Consider the following 20,983-nt stretch of genomic DNA (forward strand, 5'->3'; position numbering starts at 1 on the left):
GTGGAGTTCATCGGGTTTCCTAACGCGATGCGGCATCGTTGGCGCCGCGTCTTTTCTGCAGTTCCAACACCCGGCGCAGGACACTGATGCCTTGCACCCGGGTGCTCTTGTTGTAGTGCCGCTCTGTGTAGTACTGCCCGATGGTCATCAGCGTTGTGACGATGAGGTACCAGATGGAGGCCGTGATCAGCAGGGGGATGGTCTGGAAGTTTTCGGCGTAGATCAGCTGGGTCGCGTACAGCAACTCGGGGAAGGACAGCACGCTGACCAAAGACGTGGTTTTCAGCATGGAGATGGCGTTGTTGGCCGTGGGCGGGACGATGACACGCATTGCCTGGGGCAGGATGACCCGGCGCAGGGTGCGCATGTGGGACATGCCTAGGGCGTGGGCTGCTTCGGTCTGGCCTTTGCTGACCGAGACGATGCCGGCGCGGACGATTTCGGCCATGTACGCTGCCTCGTTCAGCGCCAGGCCGAGGATGGCCGCCACGATCGGGGTGATCACCGAGTTGGTGTCCGTTTCGAACCATGGTTTGGTTCCCGGTATGCCCAAGGCCAGCGTGGGGTACAGGGCCGAGATGAAGCCCCAGAACAGCAACTGAACGAAGATCGGTGTTCCCCGGAAGAACCAAATGTATAGACCGGAGGCCGCGTATAGGGCTGGGTTGGTGCTCAGCCGCATGACCGCGAGGATCACTCCGAGCACCACGCCCAGAACCATGGCAACAACGGTCAGCTGGAGGGTGTTGACCAGGCCCTCAAGGACGCGAGGGGAGGTGAAGTACTGGGCGACGACGGGCCAGCCGAAGTTGGGGTTCGTCGCGACGGACTCGATGGCCAAAACCGCCAGGACACCCATCAGAAGGTAGGAGGCCCAGCGGCCTGGCCGCTTAAGCTTCTTGATCTTTTCCGGTCTTGCCGGCCCCGCGGCTACGTCGGGGCTGGCAAGACCGTGCGCGTGGGTACTCACGAACGTGCTCCGTTGATCTCAGACTTATCGATCTTGATGTCCCCCAGGTTCCACTTGTCCAGAATGGACTGGTAGGTCCCATTGCTAATCAGTTCATTGATCGCTGCGTTCACGGCCGAAGTGAGTTTGCTCTCCTTGGGCAACGCGACACCACCGGGGTTGGGGTTTTTCAGCAGAGGCCCGACAGATTCGAATTTTGCCGGGTTCTTCTTCGCAGCATCGGCCACAGGAGGGGCATCCGTCAGGACCCCATCGATCCGGTTACTTTGCAAAGCCAGCTGCGCCTGGGGCGCCGTCTGGTACACGTCGGCAGTGGGCGCCGGTTTACCGGCAGCCTTGCAGGATTCTTCCTGGGCCGGTAGGAACGTGGTCTGCTGCAGCGAACCCCTGATGACCCCGATCCGTCCACCGCAGGTCTGCTCGGCCGTCAGAGCCTTGGGATTTCCCTTGGCAACGAGCAGCAGGGAGCCGTTCCAGTAGTATGTGGCGAAATCCACGGTCTCTTCCCGGGCCTTCGTGTCGCCGATTGACGACATGGCCATGTCCACCTTGTTCGCTGCAAGTGACGGGATCAGTGCATCAAAGCCGGTTGGGACGAATTCAACGTCCAGATCTAGCAGCCCGCCGATAGCCTTAGCCAAATCCGCGTCCAGCCCAACGATGGTTTTACCGTCGGTATCGATGGATTCAAAAGGCGGGTACGTCGGGTCAGTACCGACGCGGAGCTTCCCGGCTTGACGCACGGCATTGGGCACCATTGCCACAAATTCCGGCTTTGCCGCTGTTGCAGAGGACGATTGCGTCGACGATGACGCGCCACCGCCACAGGCAGTGATGGACATGATGCCCACGGCTACGACCGCAAGAGCAGCAGTACGACTCTTCTATGGTTGTCAACGGAACGATGGCATGGGGCTGTTGGCGTTGAGTGTGCGGTAGATCCGTCGGGCGAGGTAGCGTTTGACGCACCGGCGGATCTCCTTTTTGGTACGGCCTTCTGCTTCACGTTTTGCTGTGTAGTTGATGGTTTCCGGATCGAACGCCATCCTGCTCAGGGCAGCCATGTGGAGGGCTTTGTTCAGGGTCCGGTCGCCTCCGCGGTTGAGCCTGTGGCGGACGGTATTTCCGGATGAAGCGGGAATGGGGTTGGCCCCGGCCAGGGAGGCGAATGCAGCCTCGGAACGTACCCGTCCGCGATGGGACCATGCGGTGAGACAAATGGCTGCGGTGACTGGTCCGAAGCCGGGTTCTTGTAGCAGGGGCGCGGCTTCGCTGATCTCGACGAGTTCGGTGATCCGGTTGCCGTTGGTTTTGATGTCCGCGTCAAGGTCGTTGATGCGCTTGGCGAGCCTGACGGCTTCGGAGCGGGCCACCGACAGGGCAAGGGGTTCTTCACGGGCACGCCATCTGGAGATCTCCAGGATCTGGGTCCCGGTCAAGGGCTTACGGGCATCGGCACCCAAATCGTTGACCCGCAGCAGCGCGGTCAACGCGTTCACGGTCCTGGTCCGGTCGGTGGTCATTGACTGACGTGCACTGACCAGGACCCGCAGGGCTGCGCGGACCCCTTCGTTCAACCGTGGCCGGCGCAGCTTGTCCTCTTCCAGGGAAAGGACTGTTGAAGCGATCCGGTGCGCGTCCAACGGATCGGACTTACCGATCCCGCGACGTGTCTTGGCATCCATGCGGGCGGCTTCGGCGACCTGGTAGCCGGCAGCTGCGACAGCCCCGGCCAGCACCGCACCATAAGAAGCCGCGCCCTCGATCACCCACAAAGTGGCCGGATCGGCCCCGGTCAAGCGCGCTACCCAGGCAATGGCACGGTCGATCCCGGCCCCGGTGGCCGGGAAATCCCGGGTGTCGATCCGTTCGCCGCTTGGCGCGGCAAGGATGGAATACACATGTTTCCTGGCGTGGGTGTCGACGCCGACGACAAACGGGTGGGAATACGCAACGATAGTCATAGCGGTTCTGGCACTTTCCTCATTTCGCGGACATGGTCAGGGCCGTTACGGGCCGGTACCAGTCCGGGTAGAGGTCACTTCGGAACAGCACTGTGACGAGTCACGCCCCCGCGCCGGGGGCGGACAATCTTCTGATCAAGTCACCGAGGTGGGCCGGGCAGGTACCGGCCGCCCACCCCGCAGACGGACAAGTCGCACTAAAGGCACACCCAAGACAGGGGGCCAAGCGTTTTGTGAGTCACGACCGCGGGGTGGAACGACCTGCACCTACTCTGCCAGCCAATCCCAGACCAGCCACCCCAATCCTCACAGCATTTTGGCTTTCATATGTCGGTCCCTATTCTTAGTATTCAGACTGTCTGACAGTCTAAGTGTTGAACATCACATGTCCTCGAGTCAAGGCATGACTGCAAACAACCCAAAAACGACGACAAGCCGAAGGAACTGGCAAATGCTCAAAGAAGAAATCAGGACCCCCAACGCACCTTTGCCCTTGGGCAGCTACTCACAGGGCGTGCGCGTCGGTAGCCATCTGTACCTTTCGGGTCAGTGCGGTTTTGAACCCGAATCCAGGGAACTCGTGAGCGAAAAAGCTGGCGAGCAGGCCCGCCAAGCACTCCTAAACCTTCGTTGCGTGCTCGAAGCCGCCGGTGCTGACATGACCAATCTGGTAACTGTCCGGGTCTATATCAGCAGCGACGACGACTGGGCAGAAGTGAACCAGGCCTATGGGGAGTTCTTTCAACACCCATATCCGGCACGCACAACCATCCCCGCAGCGCTTGGTGCCGGAATTCTCGTTGAAATCGACGGGATAGCCGTACTCAGCTGATCATCCGGTTTCACCCCCCCCAAAAAATAGGGGCGGGAAACGACACGCAGCCAGCCGACCACAAACGAAGTCTGCTGCGTGACGAGAAGCAACGATACGAAACGGAGGAGCAACGCCAACGACAACTCAAGGCGGGTGTTCATCCCATTACCGACCTCAAAGTGCTGCCAAAGAGCGCCACAAGCTCACATTCCCGCGGTGTCCCGTATAACCAGCCCGAAAAGTTGCTCGGTGAAGGTGCCCTAAACGCTACATGCTCGATCAGGTAGCACCGATAACTCCCGACCGCCTCACCCTATCTAAATTCACTTCAGACCGGTTGTGAGTGAACGCCGCGAGTTGCGGATGGCTGTCACCTTCGGGCACACCCCAACCTGACGTCAGAAGGGGCTTCTAAATGCGTCAGGATAGGATCCCGAAGGCATCATTTATGACGGTGGGTGGGGCAGGTCTTAGACTTCAGCCTGACAGTCGAACAACGGCTGCGGCAGCGATCCATGGCCGCCCCAAATTTGGGTGTACCTCTTATTTCGGTTGGCGGTTGATGAACGCGGCCATGCCGGGCACGGTGAAGGCGATGACGCCGTGTTCCGGGGCATAGACGAGTCCCTTGGCGATGAGGTTTGCACGGATCGGGCCGAAGCTGGCCGGTCCTCGTCCCAGCCGCGTTGCTATTTCACCGGATGAGCTGCCGTTGTCGCCGTCTTCGGCCATGGCCCTGAGGTAGTTTTGCTCGGCCCGGGTTGCACGGTCCCAGCGTGCCCGGAAGAAGCCGTTGTCCAGCGCAGCCCGGCCATTGGCAGCACCCACCCGGGCATCGTCATACGTGATCGTATCCCCCGTGGCAGCGTTCCAGGTGTCCTGCCCGAACTGCTGCAAGAAGTAGGGATAGCCGGCACTTTCATCAACGATGAGCGAGACCGCAGATGTGTCCCACTCGACGCCGTCGTCGGACGCCGGCTTAGTGAGGGCTTCGGAGGCCACCTTTCCCCGGAGCTCTTCGATCTTCTCGTAGTTGAACCGTTCCGCGTAGGACTTCGCTTCCGCGAGAACCCGTGGGAGACTGGGCAGACCGGCGAAGGCGAACAGCACGCGCCAATCGTCCTGCGCGGCCGCGTGGGCTATTGCGCATAGAGCCACGACCTCCGCCGGCTCGAGGTCCTGGGCCTCGTCCACCAGGATCGCCAGCCCGACATTCTCTTCTTCGGCGGCGAGGGCCAGGTCCTGGATGAGTTTCTTGAGGTCGGTCTCCAGGACGCCCGTGTCCGCTCCCCCGCCCGAGGCCCCGTCCAAGTCCAGGCCGAAGTTCCAGGCCCCGCTTTGGTCATAGGATGCTTTGAAACTGACGGCCGTTTTCAAGGCTTTGAGCATCCTTCTGCCGGCCGACGGACGGGCCAGATCGGCCAAGGGACCGTGCAGGGCCTCACCTAAGGCTTCACGCAGTGACTTTCCGGCGCCCGCTTCGACCTGGGCGACAAGCCAGTCCCTTTGAGCGGCCGAGCGCCGGAAGTCGGACAGGAGCACCGTCTTTCCGACGCCTCTAAGGCCGTAGAGAACGAACGGCTGTGCCGATCTGCCCGCTTCAACCCGCTCGATGGCAATCTGCCAGTCCCGTCGTGGCTGGTCACGGCCGACCAGAGCAGCGGGTTTTCTTCCCGCGCCTGGGGAGTACGGGTTGGTTACCGGATCCATGAGCACCAGCCTTTACGGAGATCTACTGATATCTATCAAAGTATAGCTAAAAGATAGAATCTAGTAGATTTTGTTATAGGCGTTGACACGGCGGTCTCGCCCCAGCCTTGGTCCTGTGGGTCTTTCTGCATGTCGCGGCCGATGGTCCAGTACAACTCGATCAGCTGGATGTTGTGACTGTTCGAAGCGCCTTGGTCCTGGCCCAGTGAACGGTCTTCTTGAGCTCCTCAAGCAAAATGGGAGTAGCGACTGGGCAGGTCAACATCACGGGAAACAGTCACAAACTTCATTTTGGATATGCCTCTGTCGGAAACCGGGACAGACTCCTCCACCATAAGTGCGAAGAATGGTCCGATCGTGTCGCGAAAATCCAAGAATTTTTTTCTTGTCGGGCCGCGAAGACCGTTGAAATGCTGTCCCGGGGGATAACCGGCTGGGCATCTCTGAGGATTCGCCGCTTTTGAGGGGTCCTTCGGGGCCGTGGTTGTCGTGCCAGTGGGCACGAACTCCTGGCAGCAACGGAACGAACGAACCAGCACCCGCTGCGTTGCTGGTTCCGTCCGTCTCCGAGGGTTCCTAGCGGGTCATGCCGCGTTGCAGCAGCCTCGACAGTCCGCCCGCGCCGCGTGCCTTGCGGGCTTTGGGGCTGCGGCCCGAGGCGTGCGCGAGGGCTGCGCTGGGTGGTGTCCCTTGGTCCTGGTCGGCGCTAAGCCGTGCCTGGACGGCCTCGCGGTCGGCCACGCCTTCGAGGCTGGCGGCCAGCGCCTGTCGGCGCTCGGCTGAGTCGTAGTTGATCTCGGCTTCGTCGCCGGCGGGCGCAGCGTCCTGTGCCTTCGTCCAGTCCGCGACGAGGTCCCTTTCCAGCCGCTTTTCCTCGGCGACGGTGTCCGAGAAGCCGTGACGCTGTCTCCAGTCCTGTGCTGCGGCGGGGTTGGTTTCCAGGAGCCATGCTTTGGCTTTCTCCAGGTCTTCGGCCGGTGGTGCAGCATGATCGCGTTCCCGTTGGCGGTCTTCCCGGGCAGCTTCTGCCATCAGCAGCGTTGCCTCGAGGGTTTCACCCTGGCCCCGGTTTCGTTCACCCGCTGCCTGCCCGCGTTTGCGTTCGACGTCGTTCAGGACTGCTGCGACCATGGCTTCATCGGCGCCTGGGTTGTCCGCGTCGACCCCGAAACGCCGTTGCACTTGCTCGCGGATGATCGCGGCGGCGTCCTGGGCTATCGGGTCGTGGTCCTTCCATGCTTTGGCTGTGGCGTGGACTTTGACGATGGAGCCGTCACTGGCGGTGTCCCACCAGCGCTCGTCCTTGACGGGGGCGAGCTGGGCGCGGGCTGCGGCGCGTTCGGCGTCGAACCGGGATTGCAGTTCTCTGGCTTGTTGTTCCTCGGCTGCCTGTGCCTGGCGCATGGCCTGCTCCCGTGCCCGGGAGAGTTGTTCGCCGAGCCTGCCGGCGACGGTCAGTCCGACCCGGGTCAGTCCTTCGATGGCTTCGTCAATGCCGTCGGATTCGCTCATGGTTTCCTACCCCCTGTTGGTGTCATCTTCCGTGGTCCGGGCGGGTGTGCCCGCCGCGGGTGCTCGTGTGCGGTCTTGCCTGCTCGTAGCTGGGCGGCAGCACCGACCCCACGGGCCGTGCCGGGCCTTGTCCTGCCGTGCCGGTGCGAACGGCTTCGGCTGCTTCGTTGTCCACTGCCGGAGTTGTTGTTGGGATGCCGGGCAGGGCAGCGGCGACCTGGGCCAGCTGGTGCTTGACGACGTGACTGAGTTGCCGTGCACGGCGCAGGTCGTTGGAGGCTTTGTGCATGTCGTGGACGGCTTTGGCGACGTTCAGCAGTTGGCGCAGCATGATCGCCTCCGCGGCGGTTCCCCGGCCGCCCATGGTGGCTGCCATGAGCATCAGGGAAGCACCCTTGGCGGAGGGTCCCACTGTACGGACAGGACGTGCCGGGTAGCGGCGCAGCTGCGCGGTTTTGGACAGTTCATCAGCCGCCGCGGCGAGGGGACCCGGTGTGGGTTCGGTGGCTGTTGACCAGGCCGCGAACGCGCCGGAGGTTTCGCGGGCGACCTGCGCCCAGGTGGCGTGGTCATCGACCGGCACGGCACGCAACTGCTCCCGAAGCCGGGCCACTTCCTCGCTGTAGCGCTCCCACAGTTGCGGGTCAGGTTCGTGCGCTTCCCGGCCCATGCTGACGGGCCTTCGGCCGCGCGCGGCGGCACCCCATTCAGCCACGGCAGTGGCTGCCGTGTCGGGGGTGTCGTTCCATGCTCCACGCAGCCGTGGGAGGGTCAGGTCCTTGGCCAGGTGTCCCCCACCGAACCACACCGGGCGGATGCCCTTCGGTGGCCGCTCGGCCACGGAGTAGCCGACAACGACGTCGTCGCGTCCGGCGGCGTAGCGTGGCTTGATCATCGCACCGGCGCGGCGGACACGGCGCACGAATTCTGCCTCGTCGGCGGCGGCGGTCGCGCAGGCCCGGATCTTCCGGGCAAGGGACCGGCGTTCGGGTTCGTCCCGGCCGCGGCGCTCGGCTGCTTCTCGTTCGCCCGGGCGCAGTCCCCGCATCGCATACACGGGCGAGAGTTCCTCCAGGCCGTGCTTTTTCTCCAAGGCACGGGCAGTGTCCTGGGCCCGTTTGTAGTCCAGGTGGCTGGACCACTTGGTGCCGTCTTCCCGGGCCATGGACGCCGCGATGTGGATGTGGTCGTTGCCTGCTTTGCTGTGTCCGTGACGGATCGCCACCCACGCCACCGGCGCCTTGCCGCTGGCTTCGGTGAAGCCCATCTCGTCCATGAAGTCCGTGGCGATCTGGGCCCACTTCTCATCGGTCAAATCGCCCTCGTCGGCGCGCAGGCTCAACGAGCAATGCCACACATGCCCGCCCTTCACCTCGACCCCCAGGACGTTCCTGGCCTGGTCGAGCTGGTGCGCGATCGACAATGCCGCGTCACGGTTGAGCTGGTCATCGTTGTGCCAGGCCATGATCGGCGCCGAGCCCGCCACCAGATGCGGGTCGGTGTGCTCGTTCGCACGCCCAGGACCGGCCAGGTACACCAGCAGACCGGCCATCCGTTCACCCTTGGTGATGTTCGGGATCACCGGCGCACCAAACCGTAGATCGTCTCGTTGACCCGCTCGGCAATGGCACGAACCCGGCCCAACACAACCTTCGCCTCGGCCGGGAATTCATCCTTGGCATTGGCGTGCTTCGCCAGCTGGTTCACGTTGTTCGACAACGCCGCAAGGTACCGGCGCACGGCCATCAACTCAGCCGCCACCGCACGACGCTCCGCCAACGAATCAGAGTTCTCCGAGTACAAAGCGGCACTGACCAGGATCTCCGAAGCGCTGCGCCCCGTCCTGCCTTCCAGGATGAGCAGCCTCGCCCGCTCCTCCTCCGACATCGACACCCGCACATACTCCGTGCGCCCGGCAATGTTCGCGCGGCGACGACGACCCACACGACGACCCGGACCCCTCTCCTCCGCCATCACCCACCGCCCTTCCATGCCCAGCGCAGCACCCCGGAACCTCCGGGATCACACCACCAGTGTGACAAACCCTCGACCCCGGTGTCGAGGAACAAGCCCACTTATGGCACATAAGTGTATAGCTTGCTCTGCTCAAGCAGCTCAGACCATGCTGTGCTGGCCGGTGATCGGTACGGTACTGCCCTGCAGGACGCTTCGCGTCTGTCCTTTGAACAACGACTGCGTCGTTCCGTTTCGGCTGGTTGATGCTACTGCCCGGCCTTTCCTTGGCAAGCCGGGGCTGCCGGCTTTCGCGGCATATCCTCACTTCGTTCCGGTATTCCACGCTCCGACCTCCCCAACTGGCCAATTCCCTGCCCGGTCAAGTGCTTTCGGGCGTGCCGAAAGGAACGCGGCATAGGGATAGCGAAAGGTACAGTTGTGGCTCTCATCTCACCGTCCAAAGTGGCCAAGAACTACGGCATCACCGCAGCTCAGCTGCGACAGTGGCGCAAACAGGGCATCGGCCCCGAATACTTCCAGTTCACCGCCCGTACCGTCAGCTACGCCGACGACTACCTCGCCGACTGGTTCAACGACCCCGACAACGCCCACCTCATCCCCGACACCGTACGAACCGGCCCCAGCCGCGGCGGCACCCAGGGGCGCGTCGGGCAGCACTGCGCACGTGACGGTCGATAGGCTGTTTGTTATGGCGAACCTCGACATTGAACAGACACGAAACCAAGCCCGCGCCCTGCTGGACTCGCGCATTGAATCCGTCACCGAACTGGTCAGAACCCGTCAACGGATCACCGACCTCAAAGAACAACTCGCCGCCGCCGAACGCGACGACAAACGCGCCTACGTCAAAGCCACCCGCGACGGCTGGAGCACCGACGAACTCAAAAAGCTCGGCCTCGAACCGGCAGCAGCCAAACGCCGCCGGAGCACGACCCGCTCCCCCGAGGCCGCCCACGAAACAGCCACCCCGGAAGCGCAGCAATAACCCGGAAAGACACCACCAACCCCACGGCCCGGAGCCGTGCCTCAGGCAGGGTCATCGACTGAACTGTCGGCGCATCACGGTCAGCCGTCTTGCCCCGCCGGGGCACATCCCCCGGCAGCCCCTCGGCAGCCGCGGGGGTTCTGGAGACGCGTCACGGAGGCGTGCTCGGCGGTGTCCGGCTTATGCAGTAGCTGCCGTTTTGGCTGCACCGCGCAGGCCGCAACATGCGCACGGTGATGATCCAGCAGCAACCAGGGACGGGACCTTCAGGCGTGGTGGTCAGGCCGGCCTGAACCGGGACCCCAACAACCCACTGATCCCGGCGACATCGACGCCTTCGTCCCTCTGGTTGAGGAGGATGCTGGTGAGTCGTTTGGGCCAGAGTACGTGCACGCCCCGGGTCGTAAACGCTCCCCCGACCAACGGCCAGTCCGCTTCGACAAAGCACAGCGCGCCGGTGACCGGGACATCGCCGGTCACCGCGCGCACGAGGTCAACCTGTTTGAGCACGCTGTCGACCAGTTGTGTCCGGTCACGCCCACCAACGACGAGCGTCTCGATGCGTGGGCGGAGGAACCCTCCCGCGGTCTTCAGCCCGGGCCGGCCCCTGTAGCGTTTCGCGTCGACCACCCAGACCCCGCCCGGGGTAATGACGAGGTGATCGATGTTGGCCTTCGAGCCAGGGATTCGCCGGTCGTGCAGGACACTTACACCCGTCGAAACCATTCCATCCAGCCGGGCCCCCAGGCGCTCCTCACCGACCGCACCCAGCGCCCACGACCTGGTCTGCGGCCGCTCCCCGGACAAGGCTACGGCCACGCCGCCCAAGCGGCCCCACCGCTCACGCACCGCGTCCTCGTCCTTGGCCTTGCGTCGCTCATACTCACGCCGGGCAGACGCCCCCGCGACTCCCACCTCCCGGGACCACAGTTCAGAATGATCCGGCGCCGTCTCAGCTCGCACGGTTGAAGCCGCATCGTTGGCGCACACCAGGCAGCGGATGGTCTTCGACTCCCGCTCGTAGAACGCCTCCGCCCCGGCCGCGACGGTGGTTCGACACTGTCGGCAGGTTCCGGTGTACCGGAGCCGCATCCGCTTCATCAAGGCGTTCCGCCGGTGCCTGAATTGCTCTCGGGCGGCGGGTCATGCAGGGCGGAAGGCCCCCACAGGTCATTGGCCGGCAGCGTCGCATCGATATCGTGCCACCGCTCCCACACCGCCTGACGCGAAACCCCTAAAGCCGTGGCGATCTCCGCCCAGGACAGGCCGGCCTTCCGCGCATGCTTCACCGTCACGAGCTCAGTATTATCGCAACTCTGGCGGACCTCCTGGATCGCCCTCAACGTAGTCGCCAGCTCCGCCTTCCACCCCTGAGGACTCGACCTGGACGCACCCGTTGCCCGAGGCCCCTTCAAAGCCCTATGAACCGTCGGACCGCCGCTGTACCGTGCCATGACGACAGCGTCCCCACACACGAACACCTTGTCAAGACACCTTGGCAACGGCCCCTCACCAGGACCCTCGTCAGGGTCGTTTCCGACTGGTGCCCGTTGCGGCCGAACTCCGTTACGCTGCCCGGGGACGTGCACGGTGCTGGCCCCCAAACGGCCGCTGGTTCCATAGCCCCCGCTACAAACCGGGGGCCACGGTTCGGTGTCATTAGTGTGCTCAGTGATGGTCCTCGTGTGCAGCTGTTTCGGCGCGGGTACGCCGCCCTGGTCGCAGCCCGCCGGCTTCGACGCCTGGCCACTTCCGGCCGCTGTTGTACTTGCGCTGAACGCGCCTTAGCTCCCGTCGGACAGCGGCCTCCACGAAGTCATTCGCCGACGCGTATCCCTCCTCCAAACCCACGAACTTCAACACGGCGCGGATCTGTTCCGCATCGTCCCTGGTGAACTTTGCACTGATGGAGTTATCGTCCCGTTTAGCAGCAGGCACGCGATCACAATCCCTTTGGTCGTTGCTTGGAAAAATAAGCCGAAAACATCGACGACCGCCACATCGGCCGCCATCCCGTACACGGCAAACACGGCGGACATTGAGCTCCCCGATGCTGCCCACACGTCCAGGACCGCCCGGCGCCGTACGGGTCAGAACGGAGATTGGTTGTCGGATTCGTTACCCCACGAACCGGCGGCCGCAGCCGGGTTTGCCGCCCCGAGGTCGTCCTGCTGGTTCGCTTGCCCCGCAGCGGACTGGTTCCCAAAACCACTGCGGCCCTCGGTGTGGTTGTCGCCGCGCCGGGACCGGCTGACCTTCGCCACCGCGTAGCGCAGGCTGGGGGCGACCTCGTCACACTCAAGCTCGATCACGGTGCGCTTCTCCCCTTCCTTCGTTTCGTAGGACCTGGACTTCAGCCGACCCGAGACGATGACCCTGGAGCCCTTCGTCAACGAAGCAGCGACATTCTCGGCCATCTCCCGCCACGCACTCACGCGAAGGAACAACGTCTCCCCGTCCTTCCACTCGTTCGAGGCAGGATCGAAGATCCTCGGCGTCGAGGCAATGGTGAAGTTCACGACCGGTGTACCGTCAGCTTTCCCGAACCCACGGGAAACCGGGGTGAACCGCAGCTCCGGGTCGTTGGTCAGGTTTCCGATGACAGTGATGGTGGTTTCGCCGGCCATGATGGTTCCTGTTCCTCGTGTGCTGGCGGTGGTGTTGTCGGTATCAGTGCTGGTTTCGTTCTGAGGTTCGGTCCCACGCTGCCCGTCGTAGGTGGGGTCGGTGGGTTGGTGCTGGTTCTCGGTGTGCTCGTCCCAGAGGCCACCTTTGCCCAGCGGTGCTTTGCTGATCACGGCAAGGTACCGGTCATCCTCCACGGAGGGACGGTCAATGAAGTACGGTTCGTACGGGTCCGGGGCGTCGACGTTGATGATGCCGGAAGGGTTGGCGATCCGGCCGAACTCTTCGAGGTCCACGTACTGCCGGGGGCTGATCGTGAAGCCGTCCACGGGGTGCGGGGCGCTCATGGCGCTCACGCTGCCTTGTGGGTCATGGCCGCGTGGACGAGTTTGTCACGGCGCAGACCGGACCAGTGGTCTTGCTCATCGGAGTTGTTCACCACGACCGGGGCCTGGGAGTAGCCAAGTTCGGTGCTGATGTACTCCAGCGCTGCCGGCACTTCGGTGATGTCCACGACCCGGTAGGTGATGCCTTTGGAGTCGAAGTACTCCTTGGTGCGGTCGCAGTTCGGGCAAGCGGGTTTGGTGTAGAGGGTGTAATCGGGTGCTTGAGTAGTCATTTTCAGTCCTGCGTTTCGTATCAGTTCGGTGAGGTTCGTCTGGCTGACTTGCTACTTCAATTCTACTATTTATCCACTCGAATAAACAAGGTTTTGCCCCTATTTCTAAGGCTTTATTGTCTCTGTTTGGTAATTTTTCTTGGTGATTTAGGCGGTGGGTAATTTTGGAAGCTCGCGGGTAGAAGCCCATTGGAACTCCCCTGCCGCTTTGATAACCGCCCTGGGCGTAAAGGTTCCTGTTCCGCCTCCGGTCCGCCAAGACTCCCCAGTGTTGTCGTCCCGGCTGAAAATGACCGTTCGCCGGCGGGTGGTGAGTCGGCAACGTGGGTCTTGGACCATGGGTGAGGGGCCCGGCTGAGGGCATGAAGTTTAAGAAAGGAAGGCCGGCACTAGTGTGCCGGCCCTTCCTGGTTTTCCCTCTGCAAAAGGAAATCTGTGATCAGTCTAGCGGGTCCTGATCGTGACTGCCTTGGCGGTCGGCGGAGCGCGGCTTTTAGTGGGGGCGTACCTGGTGGCGTTCAATGGCGGTCCGTCGCTGGTGATTGGCTGCTGTGGTTCGCCCTGGGCGGCGGACCGCCCGACGTTTGGGAGGTTCCAGGCCTGTTCGTGGTGAGTGGCCGGGGGCCTTGCCGGGCGGTGGGGGTTCCGCCCGGCAAGGGGTGTAAGCGGCTAGGCGGCTTCGGGTTCGTCCGCCTCTGTGGTTTCCTCCGCTTCGTCCCTGGGGTCGGTGAGGATGATTTTTTCGACGTCGCTGGCCTCGTACCTTCTCCGGACTAACGGGTCAAGAGGCGTGAAGTTGCCTGATGGAGCGTTCCGTCGCTTCCGCTGCGTCGAGGAGAGCCTGAGGCATGAGGTGGCCATAGATCTCTTCAGTTGTTCTCGTTGAGGAGTGACCAAGCCGTCGGGAGAGCGTGAAAATGGGGATGCTTCCTTCCTGGAGAAGCCATGAGGCATGCGTGTGCCTAAGGTCGTGGATACGGGGCGTCTGCGTTAGTCCGTCCGCCTGTGCGGAACGGACCGCGGGGCGCCAATGATGATCCCAGAAGGGTTTGTGCGCTATTCGGTCACCGGTACGTGTAGTGAATAACAGGTCGCTGCCGGGACGGTTGGCAACGAGTGGGGTGAGCAGGTCCGTGAGGGCCCGATTCAACGCAATTGTCCGCTTCCCTGCGCCCGTCTTTGTTGGTCCCAAGTAGTACCGGGATTGATCATCCCGCTTCCAGGCTTTGTTGACTCGTGCTGTTGGGGGTCGGGCAATTAGGTCTATGTCGCCAACGGTGAGAGCGGTAGCCTCCCCGAACCTGGTTCCCGTCATCACCAAGAAGCTAATGAATGGCTTATAGTCTTCGTCCATGGAGCTCAAAACCAGCTGATATTCGGCATGGGTAAGGAATTTCTTGGTGTCATCAGAGCGCTCAAGCGGAGGTAGTCGGACCCCCCGACAAGGGTTGCGGGGTATGTATTGGAGCTTCTCCGCCGTCTGAAGTGCAGCAGACAACAATCCGTGGATGTTGTGGATGGTTTTCGGGGCCATTCCTTTGTTGCTTAGGGTGCGTAGCCAAAGCATGACATCCCTATAGCCGAGTTCCTTCACGGGTATCCGGCCGATCGTTCCCTGGATATGTAGATCCAGCATCCGTTGATACGTTCGTATGGTTCCGCTGGAAGGACGAACCAGCAGATCGATGTGCTCTTGAACGACTTCGCTGACCCAGGGTCCAGTTATTGTCCTGCGTTGTTTAGCTCGCAGAGCCCTGATCAGTGACTGTCCATGATCATTGAGGCTCCGCATCAGAGCGAGGGCCTCCTCCTCAGACCGGAACGTCAGACCCTGCTGACGCCTGGTTTCGGGGTCCCGCCACCGAACCATAAATGACGGCTGACTACCCATGCGGGGCCGTCGGAGAATACTGGCCACGAGATCAGGCTACGCCTATGTTTCGCAGCGGCCCACCTTGGCTTGTATGCCGTACGAGTCGTCGTCCTGAGCCCGTCAGGGCGCATGGCTTTGAGTCCTAAATTGTCGGTGCCATGAAGTAGGTTGAGCGCAAAGGACTACTTCAGGAGACCAAATGACAATTCACTACTTCGATTCGCTTGGACACTGGGTTGCCTTCCGCACCAGCGAAATCAACAAGAACCTGTTCAGCCCGACGGCGAAGTGGATCGGCTGGCTTGCGTGGAATGACAACGACGTGTGCGGCGTCGCAACAAAGATGTACCTTGGCACGCTCGTCGGCGATCGCCTCCTAAAGAAGGTGCATCCGCCCTCCCATTTCACGCCTTTCACTCCGTTTACGCCCTTCACTCCGTTTACCCCGTTCACGCCCTTCTCCAAACACTCGATCGGGCTGCCGGCGGGCTACGTGGACGTGCACTGACCCGGCTCGTCATCTTCACGGTGGTTGTGACAGGTTTAGATGGCCCCGGTAGGACGGTTATTTCTGGCCCCAATTCTAGACTCGCCGGGCGTTTGTGACGGTTATATGTGGCCCCACCTTCAACGTTGGTTCCATCAGTGGATGGATGCGACGGAGGGTTGGTCCGGATGGAGTCGAGGGTGGAGTTGTTTGCGCGGATCCGACGGGATGCCCGGGTTGAGGGTTTGTCGGTGCGCGCATTGGCGGCAAGGCATAAGGTCCATCGCAGAACCGTGCGGCAGGCGTTAGAGGCTGCGATTCCTCCGGATCGGAAACCGCGGCGCGGTGTTGCTTGGCGGCTGGAACCGTTCAAGACCGCCATTGACCAGATGCTTGTCGATGACACGGCTGCTCCACGGAAACAGCGGCATACAGCCCGAAGGATACTGGCGCGGCTGATTGAGGAGCGCGGAGCGACAGAGCTGTCGTATTCGACGGTGAGGGATTACGTGAGGGTGCGCCGGGCCCAGATCGATCTGGAAGCCGGCCGCAGGGTCGAAGTCTTTGTCCCTCAGGAACACGCACCGGGCGCCGAAGCGGAGGTCGATTTCGGTGAGGTCTTTGTCGTGCTCAATGGTGTGAAGACCAAGTGCCACATGTTTGTGTTCCGGCTCTCCCATTCCGGCAAAGCCATCCACCGGGTCTACCCTACCCAAGCCCAAGAAGCTTTCTTGGAAGGCCATATCGAGGCGTTCAAGGAGATCGGCGGTATTCCGGTCAAACACATCCGCTACGACAACCTCACCAGCGCCGTAACCTCGGTGTTGTTCGGGCAGGGCAGGAACCGGCATGAAAACGACCGCTGGGTGCTATTCCGCTCCCACTACGGGTTTGACGCTTTTTACTGCCAACCAGGGATCGCCGGCGCTCATGAGAAGGGCGGGGTCGAGGGCGAGGTGGGATGGTTCCGTCGGAACCGGCTCACGCCGATGCCTGTGGCTGCGTCCCTGGAGGAGCTAAACGACCGGATCAGAGGTTGGGAGTCCAAAGATGAGGACCGGAGGATCAACGACAGGATCCGTACCATCGGCCAAGACTATGCGGCAGAACGGCCCTGCTTGGGGCCGTTGCCCGTGGAAGAGTTTGATCCCGGGCTGGCATTGAACCCACGCGTTGATCGTTCATCAATGGTCACCGTTCGTATGGTGAAGTACTCCGTTCCGGCGCGGTTCATCGGACGGCAGGTCCGGGTCTCGTTGCGGGCATCCGACGTCGTGGTTTTTGACGGACGCGTGGTGGTGGCCAGGCACCAACGGCTCGCGGCCCGGACGGGGTGCTCGGTCCAGCTGGACCACTATCTGGAGGTCTTGAAGACCAAGCCCGGCGCGCTTCCCGGGTCTACCGCCCTGGCCAAAGCGAGGGAATCAGGTGCGTTCACTAGCGCCCATGAAGCGTTCTGGGCTGCCTCGCGCAAGGTCAACGGCGATGCCGACGGGACCAGGGAACTGATCGATGTCCTGTTGCTGCACCGCTGCATGGATCCCAATGATGTTAAAGCTGGGATCGTCGCCGCCCTTGGCGTTGGGGCCGTCAGCGCCGACGTCGTCGCGGTAGAGGCCCGGCGCCACGCCGCCGCAGCCCCATCGGGTGGGGCCAGCTCGGATCGCCATCCCGGTGAACACGCTGACGTGAAAATGCAACGAGTTGTCAGCCTGACTCAGCGCCGGCTGACCGATCCGGCAGCCGTTATCGCAGGATTGCCACGGGATACCCGGCCTTTGCCCTCGGTCAATGCCTATGACGAGTTGCTGGCCAAGCGCAGTCAACACACCACCGATAAGGAAACGGCATCGAAGGAGAACATCTCATGAGCCCAACAGCCCCGGCGGCCACGATCACACCAACGCTGCGCCGACGGCGTGGCCTGACCGAACAAGCCGCCATCGCCGCCGTGGATCAGGCTTGCCGCAGGCTCCGGCTACCCACCGTCCGCGCGGTCCTGAACGAGGCTCTTGCCGTGGCCGGGAAAGAACAACTCACCTATCAGGGCTTCCTGGCCGAGCTGCTACTGGCAGAATGCGATGACCGTGACCGGCGCTCGTCCATCCGAAGGGTGAAGGCCGCGAACTTCCCGCGGAACAAGTGGCTCGGTGACTTCGATTTCGATGCCAACTCGAACATCAACCCCGCGACAATTCACACGCTCGCAACCGGGGACTGGATCCGCAAAGGCGCACCCCTATGTCTGATCGGGGATTCGGGAACCGGAAAATCTCACCTGCTGATCGGGCTCGGCACGGCGGCCGCTGAACAGGGCTACCGCGTCCGATACACCCTTGCAACAAGGCTCGTAAATGAACTCGTCGAAGCTGCGGACGAGAAGATGCTTGCCAAGACCATCGCCCGTTACGGCAGGGTCGATCTGCTCTGCATCGACGAGCTGGGATACATGGAACTGGACCGCCGGGGCGCCGAACTACTCTTCCAGGTCCTGACCGAACGCGAAGAGAAAAACTCAATCGCCATTGCCTCCAACGAGTCGTTCTCGGGTTGGACGAAGACCTTTACGGACCCTCGGCTCTGCGCCGCAATCGTGGACCGGCTGACCTTCAACGGAACCATCATCGAAACTGGCACCGACTCTTATCGGCTAGCCCATACCATCGCCCAACAAGTGCCTTCGTCAGTCTGATTGGAGCCAACCTGGACGGTTAGGGACAGCTGCCGCAAAGGAGCGCCGCCTCGGCCCAGATGTAGAGGAAACGGGGTAGCCGGCCCGGTGTCCAGGGGTGGATACTCACGTCAAGAGCTTCGTTCTTTTTGGGTGCGTCGTTCGGGGCGGCTTTGCCGACAGTGCGTTGACCGATGACAGTTGTGCCGTCTTCCGCCTTCATAAGACTGTTTCATTTCCGCCTCATTGCCCCTGTCAGGGGCCATTGCCCAAAGGCCATCAAGGCATTAGCCTTGCTCCATCCAATGGATTTACTCTCTCTGGGGGGGCAGAAGTAATGCATGGCAAATGGAAAATTGCGCTAACAGCCGTAGCCGTTGCTGGCGTCGGTGTAGCCGCTGTTGCTGCGTCATCACCGTCTGAACACGCTGTCGGAAAAGCAGCGGACATCGTTCCCGCGATGGCATCCCAACAGCAATTGTCAGACCGTTTACCCGAGTCCGCTGCCAAGACGTTTTCGTCAACCGGCATCGATCCGGCATCCGTACGGTTGGTGGGCAAAACCACCAATCTTCAATACTTTGCGGCCGCCATGGGAAGCGATCAGATCTGCATCGTCACGGTCGGACAGGACGGCTCCGGTCAAATGATGGGCTGCACCTTCGTCAAGGGATTCGAAGGATATGGCCTCCGCGTGGCCAACCCCGACAAAAGCGAAGAAGCGTGGCTTGTAGTCCCGGGCAGCACTCAAGCTGCTGCAGCCAGCGACCCCGAAAAATGGGACGCTACCGCTCCGAATTTTCTCGTGAAGGGAAGCACCCGCTAACCCGAGGGCGTGCCTGAACACAGGCCGGCCGAATTCGACCCTTCGAACACTCACGTCAGAATTGGATGGGACCCGACATGCACGTCGTAAAACGCGCCTCACTAACCCTTCTCGCCGTAACAGCACTGGTGCTTGGCTCCAGCCAGGCCGCGAATGCCTGGGGCAGCAACAGCTGGTACGTTCAACCAACAAACTGCAACCCAGGAACGTTCTACGGAACCAGCTGGTACGACTTCCCGAATGGCTTAGCTAAAGCTCAAACTTCCGAAAGCGGTAATTACTGCTGGTTTGGAAACGTCAAAGTCACCAGTGCAGTCCGTGACAATTGGGGCAACGGCTACGGGTGGAGCTCGGCAGCGAACTTCACCCAGACCTACTTTCCCACATCTTATGGAGGGTCATGGGGTGGCATCCACGCCTGGGGAGACTCCGGCGGTCGCCTGACCTAAGTCCTGGATTAGGGCCGGGCGACCGATTCGGAAACCCGGCCCTCGCCAAGGAATCCTCGCCGTGCTCTGATGAGTAGTGATGACGGGTTCGCACAAGGGAGCAGACATGAACGGGAATCTTGAACCGTTGTTTCGGGCGGATCCCGCGCCGAGACCGGTGAAGGGCATTCTCCTGGGCTTCACGGCCGCCCTATGCTGGTGGATTGGTATCGCCGGGACGGCGAACAACTCCGGCGGCACCCCATACCTCGTAGTCCCTGCCCTGGTCACTGCATTAGCGTTTGTAGTTGTGCGCCGAGAACGGAACGCTCGGGGCAGATACTTCAAGACCCCGCCAATCCGCAGGCATCGCTTCGCTTTGCCCCGCGCCCGGGCCATGATCGCAATCCTTTGCGGGTTTACGGCCCTGCTATCTTGGTGGATCGCCATAGTTGCGTTCGTTGTCAGCGGTGGCGACATCCAGGCCATCATGGTCTTTCTCTTCGTCCCCGTCGCAAGCACTATAGGGACGTTCTTTGCTGCCCGTAGCGCTGGGTGGATGGGTAAAGGCAACCACTGCTAGTCCGCGCCCCGTCCCCACAAGCTGGGCCTTCTCATACACGGCCGCCCTCGATGCCACGCCCAAACCATCAGACCGATCGCTTCCCCCAACCGGTTCTACACTCGTGGGGTCGGCAGGGGCCGACAAAGGATGCCGGATCAATCCACGGCCGTTACACGGCCGGGCAATGGCCGGTCTCCGTTTCCGTCAATCAGCCATCCTTCCGTCTCCGACCCGCATGCAGCCAAAGAAACCCAGGACACTGGGGCGGCACTTCGAATCTAAGATTGCCCAATCCTCAAGCTGGGGCCAGAAATAGCCGTCCTACCGGGGCCATTTTTAGTTGACATATTCATCACGGCCCGTTTCGCATCACACCAGCAGTATCCCTTCACTCGAAACAACTGAAAGGATCCCTCAGTGCTCCATGTTCAAATTGACCGCGTGAACTCAGATGCCGAGCGATCGGAAATCGAGGCGTTCTTCACCTCTCACATCCACGATGTCAACCGGTTCCCCTTGATGGCCCGGGCGATTGATCCCCTTAAGGGGTTTCCGTCATACATCCTCACCGTTCGGGACGCTGTCGGCTTAATCGGGGCCCTTCATGCGGGCGCGGCAGCGGAGCAAATATGGGCCTATGTCAGTCATGGACTTCCAGCTTCGGAAGTCAGCCAAGGCATCAGGGATCACGCCATGATCTATAGCCTGGCGGTCCGCGAAGACTGTCGACGGAAGGGGGTCGCCCGTACTCTGGTCAAGGAGCTGCTCACCCAACTTCAGGGATTCAAGCGTCTCTATGGCGTGACCGAGCCGGAGTCGGCCTCGTTTTACCGGGCGTGCGGCTTCAGCGTGCTTCCGCCTGGCGCAGAGATTCAGCTGATGATTGGCCGGGCGCAGGTGAATATTCCGCTGGCGGGCAAAGGGTCCTGGTTCAGCATGGTGTTCTGAGCAGGCCGT

At 61.9% G+C, this 20,983-nt stretch carries 24 protein-coding genes; 10 read left to right on the forward strand and 14 right to left on the reverse strand.

Annotation, left to right across the window (positions count from 1 at the left end; translation table 11 throughout):
- Positions 1-19 precede the first annotated feature (19 nt).
- From HMI59_RS24820 to HMI59_RS24830, 3 genes are read right to left on the reverse strand one after another with little or no spacing between them, the layout of a single operon-like run.
- Positions 20-970, reverse strand: a complete 951-nt coding sequence (locus tag HMI59_RS24820) for an amino acid ABC transporter permease (protein WP_227471742.1) — start codon at positions 968-970, stop codon at positions 20-22.
- Positions 967-1,812 (reverse strand): ABC transporter substrate-binding protein, encoded by an 846-nt coding sequence (locus HMI59_RS24825; protein ID WP_193594537.1) that lies wholly within the window; start codon positions 1,810-1,812, stop codon positions 967-969. The genes HMI59_RS24820 and HMI59_RS24825 overlap by 4 nt, the downstream gene beginning before the upstream one ends.
- Before the next feature lie 51 nt (positions 1,813-1,863).
- Positions 1,864-2,934 (reverse strand): IS110 family transposase, encoded by a 1,071-nt coding sequence (locus HMI59_RS24830; protein ID WP_166184854.1) that lies wholly within the window; start codon positions 2,932-2,934, stop codon positions 1,864-1,866.
- Between the two features lie 403 nt (positions 2,935-3,337).
- On the opposite strand from HMI59_RS24830, the gene HMI59_RS24835 reads away from it, so the two are divergent.
- Entirely contained in the window at positions 3,338-3,766 is a 429-nt protein-coding gene (locus HMI59_RS24835; RefSeq protein WP_193594538.1) for a RidA family protein, read from the forward strand.
- Positions 3,767-4,291: 525 nt separating this feature from the next.
- On the opposite strand, the gene HMI59_RS24840 is transcribed toward HMI59_RS24835, so the two are convergent.
- The 4 genes from HMI59_RS24840 to mobC all read right to left on the reverse strand — a co-directional run bounded on the left by HMI59_RS24840 (position 4,292) and on the right by mobC (position 8,944).
- Positions 4,292-5,458 (reverse strand): ATP-binding protein, encoded by a 1,167-nt coding sequence (locus HMI59_RS24840; protein ID WP_193594539.1) that lies wholly within the window; start codon positions 5,456-5,458, stop codon positions 4,292-4,294.
- Between the two features lie 576 nt (positions 5,459-6,034).
- Positions 6,035-6,970, reverse strand: coding sequence for a hypothetical protein (locus HMI59_RS24845; protein ID WP_193594540.1), 936 nt, complete (start codon positions 6,968-6,970; stop codon positions 6,035-6,037).
- A 22-nt stretch (positions 6,971-6,992) separates the two neighbouring features.
- Complete coding sequence (locus tag HMI59_RS24850; RefSeq protein ID WP_193594541.1) at positions 6,993-8,552, reverse strand: relaxase/mobilization nuclease domain-containing protein; 1,560 nt, start codon at positions 8,550-8,552, stop codon at positions 6,993-6,995.
- Complete coding sequence (gene mobC, locus HMI59_RS24855; RefSeq protein ID WP_227471743.1) at positions 8,549-8,944, reverse strand: plasmid mobilization relaxosome protein MobC; 396 nt, start codon at positions 8,942-8,944, stop codon at positions 8,549-8,551. The genes HMI59_RS24850 and mobC overlap by 4 nt, the downstream gene beginning before the upstream one ends.
- 420 nt (positions 8,945-9,364) lie before the next feature.
- On the opposite strand from mobC, the gene HMI59_RS24860 reads away from it, so the two are divergent.
- Both HMI59_RS24860 and HMI59_RS24865 read left to right on the forward strand, forming a co-directional pair.
- Complete coding sequence (locus tag HMI59_RS24860; RefSeq protein WP_193594542.1) at positions 9,365-9,625, forward strand: hypothetical protein; 261 nt, start codon at positions 9,365-9,367, stop codon at positions 9,623-9,625.
- Between the two features lie 10 nt (positions 9,626-9,635).
- Positions 9,636-9,932 (forward strand): hypothetical protein, encoded by a 297-nt coding sequence (locus HMI59_RS24865; protein WP_193594543.1) that lies wholly within the window; start codon positions 9,636-9,638, stop codon positions 9,930-9,932.
- Positions 9,933-10,211: 279 nt separating this feature from the next.
- On the opposite strand, the gene HMI59_RS24870 is transcribed toward HMI59_RS24865, so the two are convergent.
- The 7 genes from HMI59_RS24870 to HMI59_RS26170 all read right to left on the reverse strand — a co-directional run bounded on the left by HMI59_RS24870 (position 10,212) and on the right by HMI59_RS26170 (position 15,067).
- Positions 10,212-10,895 (reverse strand): nuclease-related domain-containing protein, encoded by a 684-nt coding sequence (locus HMI59_RS24870; protein ID WP_227471744.1) that lies wholly within the window; start codon positions 10,893-10,895, stop codon positions 10,212-10,214.
- Between the two features lie 137 nt (positions 10,896-11,032).
- Positions 11,033-11,227, reverse strand: coding sequence for an AsnC family protein (locus tag HMI59_RS25880; protein ID WP_227471745.1), 195 nt, complete (start codon positions 11,225-11,227; stop codon positions 11,033-11,035).
- Positions 11,228-11,600: 373 nt separating this feature from the next.
- Positions 11,601-11,870 (reverse strand): hypothetical protein, encoded by a 270-nt coding sequence (locus tag HMI59_RS24880; RefSeq protein WP_227471746.1) that lies wholly within the window; start codon positions 11,868-11,870, stop codon positions 11,601-11,603.
- A gap of 152 nt (positions 11,871-12,022) precedes the next feature.
- A complete protein-coding gene (locus HMI59_RS24885; RefSeq protein ID WP_193594544.1) occupies positions 12,023-12,904 on the reverse strand; it encodes a single-stranded DNA-binding protein in 882 nt (293 codons plus the stop codon).
- 5 nt (positions 12,905-12,909) lie between these two features.
- Positions 12,910-13,176 (reverse strand): glutaredoxin family protein, encoded by a 267-nt coding sequence (locus tag HMI59_RS24890; protein ID WP_193594545.1) that lies wholly within the window; start codon positions 13,174-13,176, stop codon positions 12,910-12,912.
- Positions 13,177-13,845: 669 nt separating this feature from the next.
- Positions 13,846-14,037 (reverse strand): hypothetical protein, encoded by a 192-nt coding sequence (locus tag HMI59_RS24895; protein ID WP_193594562.1) that lies wholly within the window; start codon positions 14,035-14,037, stop codon positions 13,846-13,848.
- Positions 13,958-15,067, reverse strand: a complete 1,110-nt coding sequence (locus tag HMI59_RS26170) for a site-specific integrase (protein WP_166842617.1) — start codon at positions 15,065-15,067, stop codon at positions 13,958-13,960. The genes HMI59_RS24895 and HMI59_RS26170 overlap by 80 nt, the downstream gene beginning before the upstream one ends.
- Before the next feature lie 181 nt (positions 15,068-15,248).
- Between HMI59_RS26170 and HMI59_RS24905 the strand changes: the two genes are divergently transcribed.
- The 7 genes from HMI59_RS24905 to HMI59_RS24935 all read left to right on the forward strand — a co-directional run bounded on the left by HMI59_RS24905 (position 15,249) and on the right by HMI59_RS24935 (position 20,974).
- Positions 15,249-15,557, forward strand: a complete 309-nt coding sequence (locus HMI59_RS24905; RefSeq protein ID WP_166842604.1) for a hypothetical protein — start codon at positions 15,249-15,251, stop codon at positions 15,555-15,557.
- A gap of 167 nt (positions 15,558-15,724) precedes the next feature.
- A complete protein-coding gene (istA, locus tag HMI59_RS24910; protein WP_069695247.1) occupies positions 15,725-17,407 on the forward strand; it encodes an IS21 family transposase in 1,683 nt (560 codons plus the stop codon).
- Complete coding sequence (gene istB, locus HMI59_RS24915; protein ID WP_069695248.1) at positions 17,404-18,228, forward strand: IS21-like element helper ATPase IstB; 825 nt, start codon at positions 17,404-17,406, stop codon at positions 18,226-18,228. The genes istA and istB overlap by 4 nt, the downstream gene beginning before the upstream one ends.
- 316 nt (positions 18,229-18,544) lie before the next feature.
- Positions 18,545-19,033: a hypothetical protein gene (locus HMI59_RS24920; protein WP_069695250.1), complete on the forward strand. Its 489-nt coding sequence runs from the start codon at positions 18,545-18,547 to the stop codon at positions 19,031-19,033.
- Between the two features lie 65 nt (positions 19,034-19,098).
- Positions 19,099-19,482: a hypothetical protein gene (locus HMI59_RS24925; protein WP_139128007.1), complete on the forward strand. Its 384-nt coding sequence runs from the start codon at positions 19,099-19,101 to the stop codon at positions 19,480-19,482.
- A 106-nt stretch (positions 19,483-19,588) separates the two neighbouring features.
- Positions 19,589-20,044 (forward strand): hypothetical protein, encoded by a 456-nt coding sequence (locus HMI59_RS24930; RefSeq protein ID WP_139126782.1) that lies wholly within the window; start codon positions 19,589-19,591, stop codon positions 20,042-20,044.
- A 423-nt stretch (positions 20,045-20,467) separates the two neighbouring features.
- The gene (locus HMI59_RS24935) at positions 20,468-20,974 is read left to right on the forward strand and encodes a GNAT family N-acetyltransferase (protein WP_139126783.1); all 507 of its coding nucleotides are present in this window, start codon (positions 20,468-20,470) and stop codon (positions 20,972-20,974) included.
- The last annotated feature ends 9 nt before the right edge of the window (positions 20,975-20,983 follow it).

Origin of the sequence: Paenarthrobacter sp. YJN-5 (assembly GCF_015040095.1) — a bacterium.
GTDB lineage: Bacteria > Actinomycetota > Actinomycetes > Actinomycetales > Micrococcaceae > Arthrobacter > Arthrobacter ureafaciens.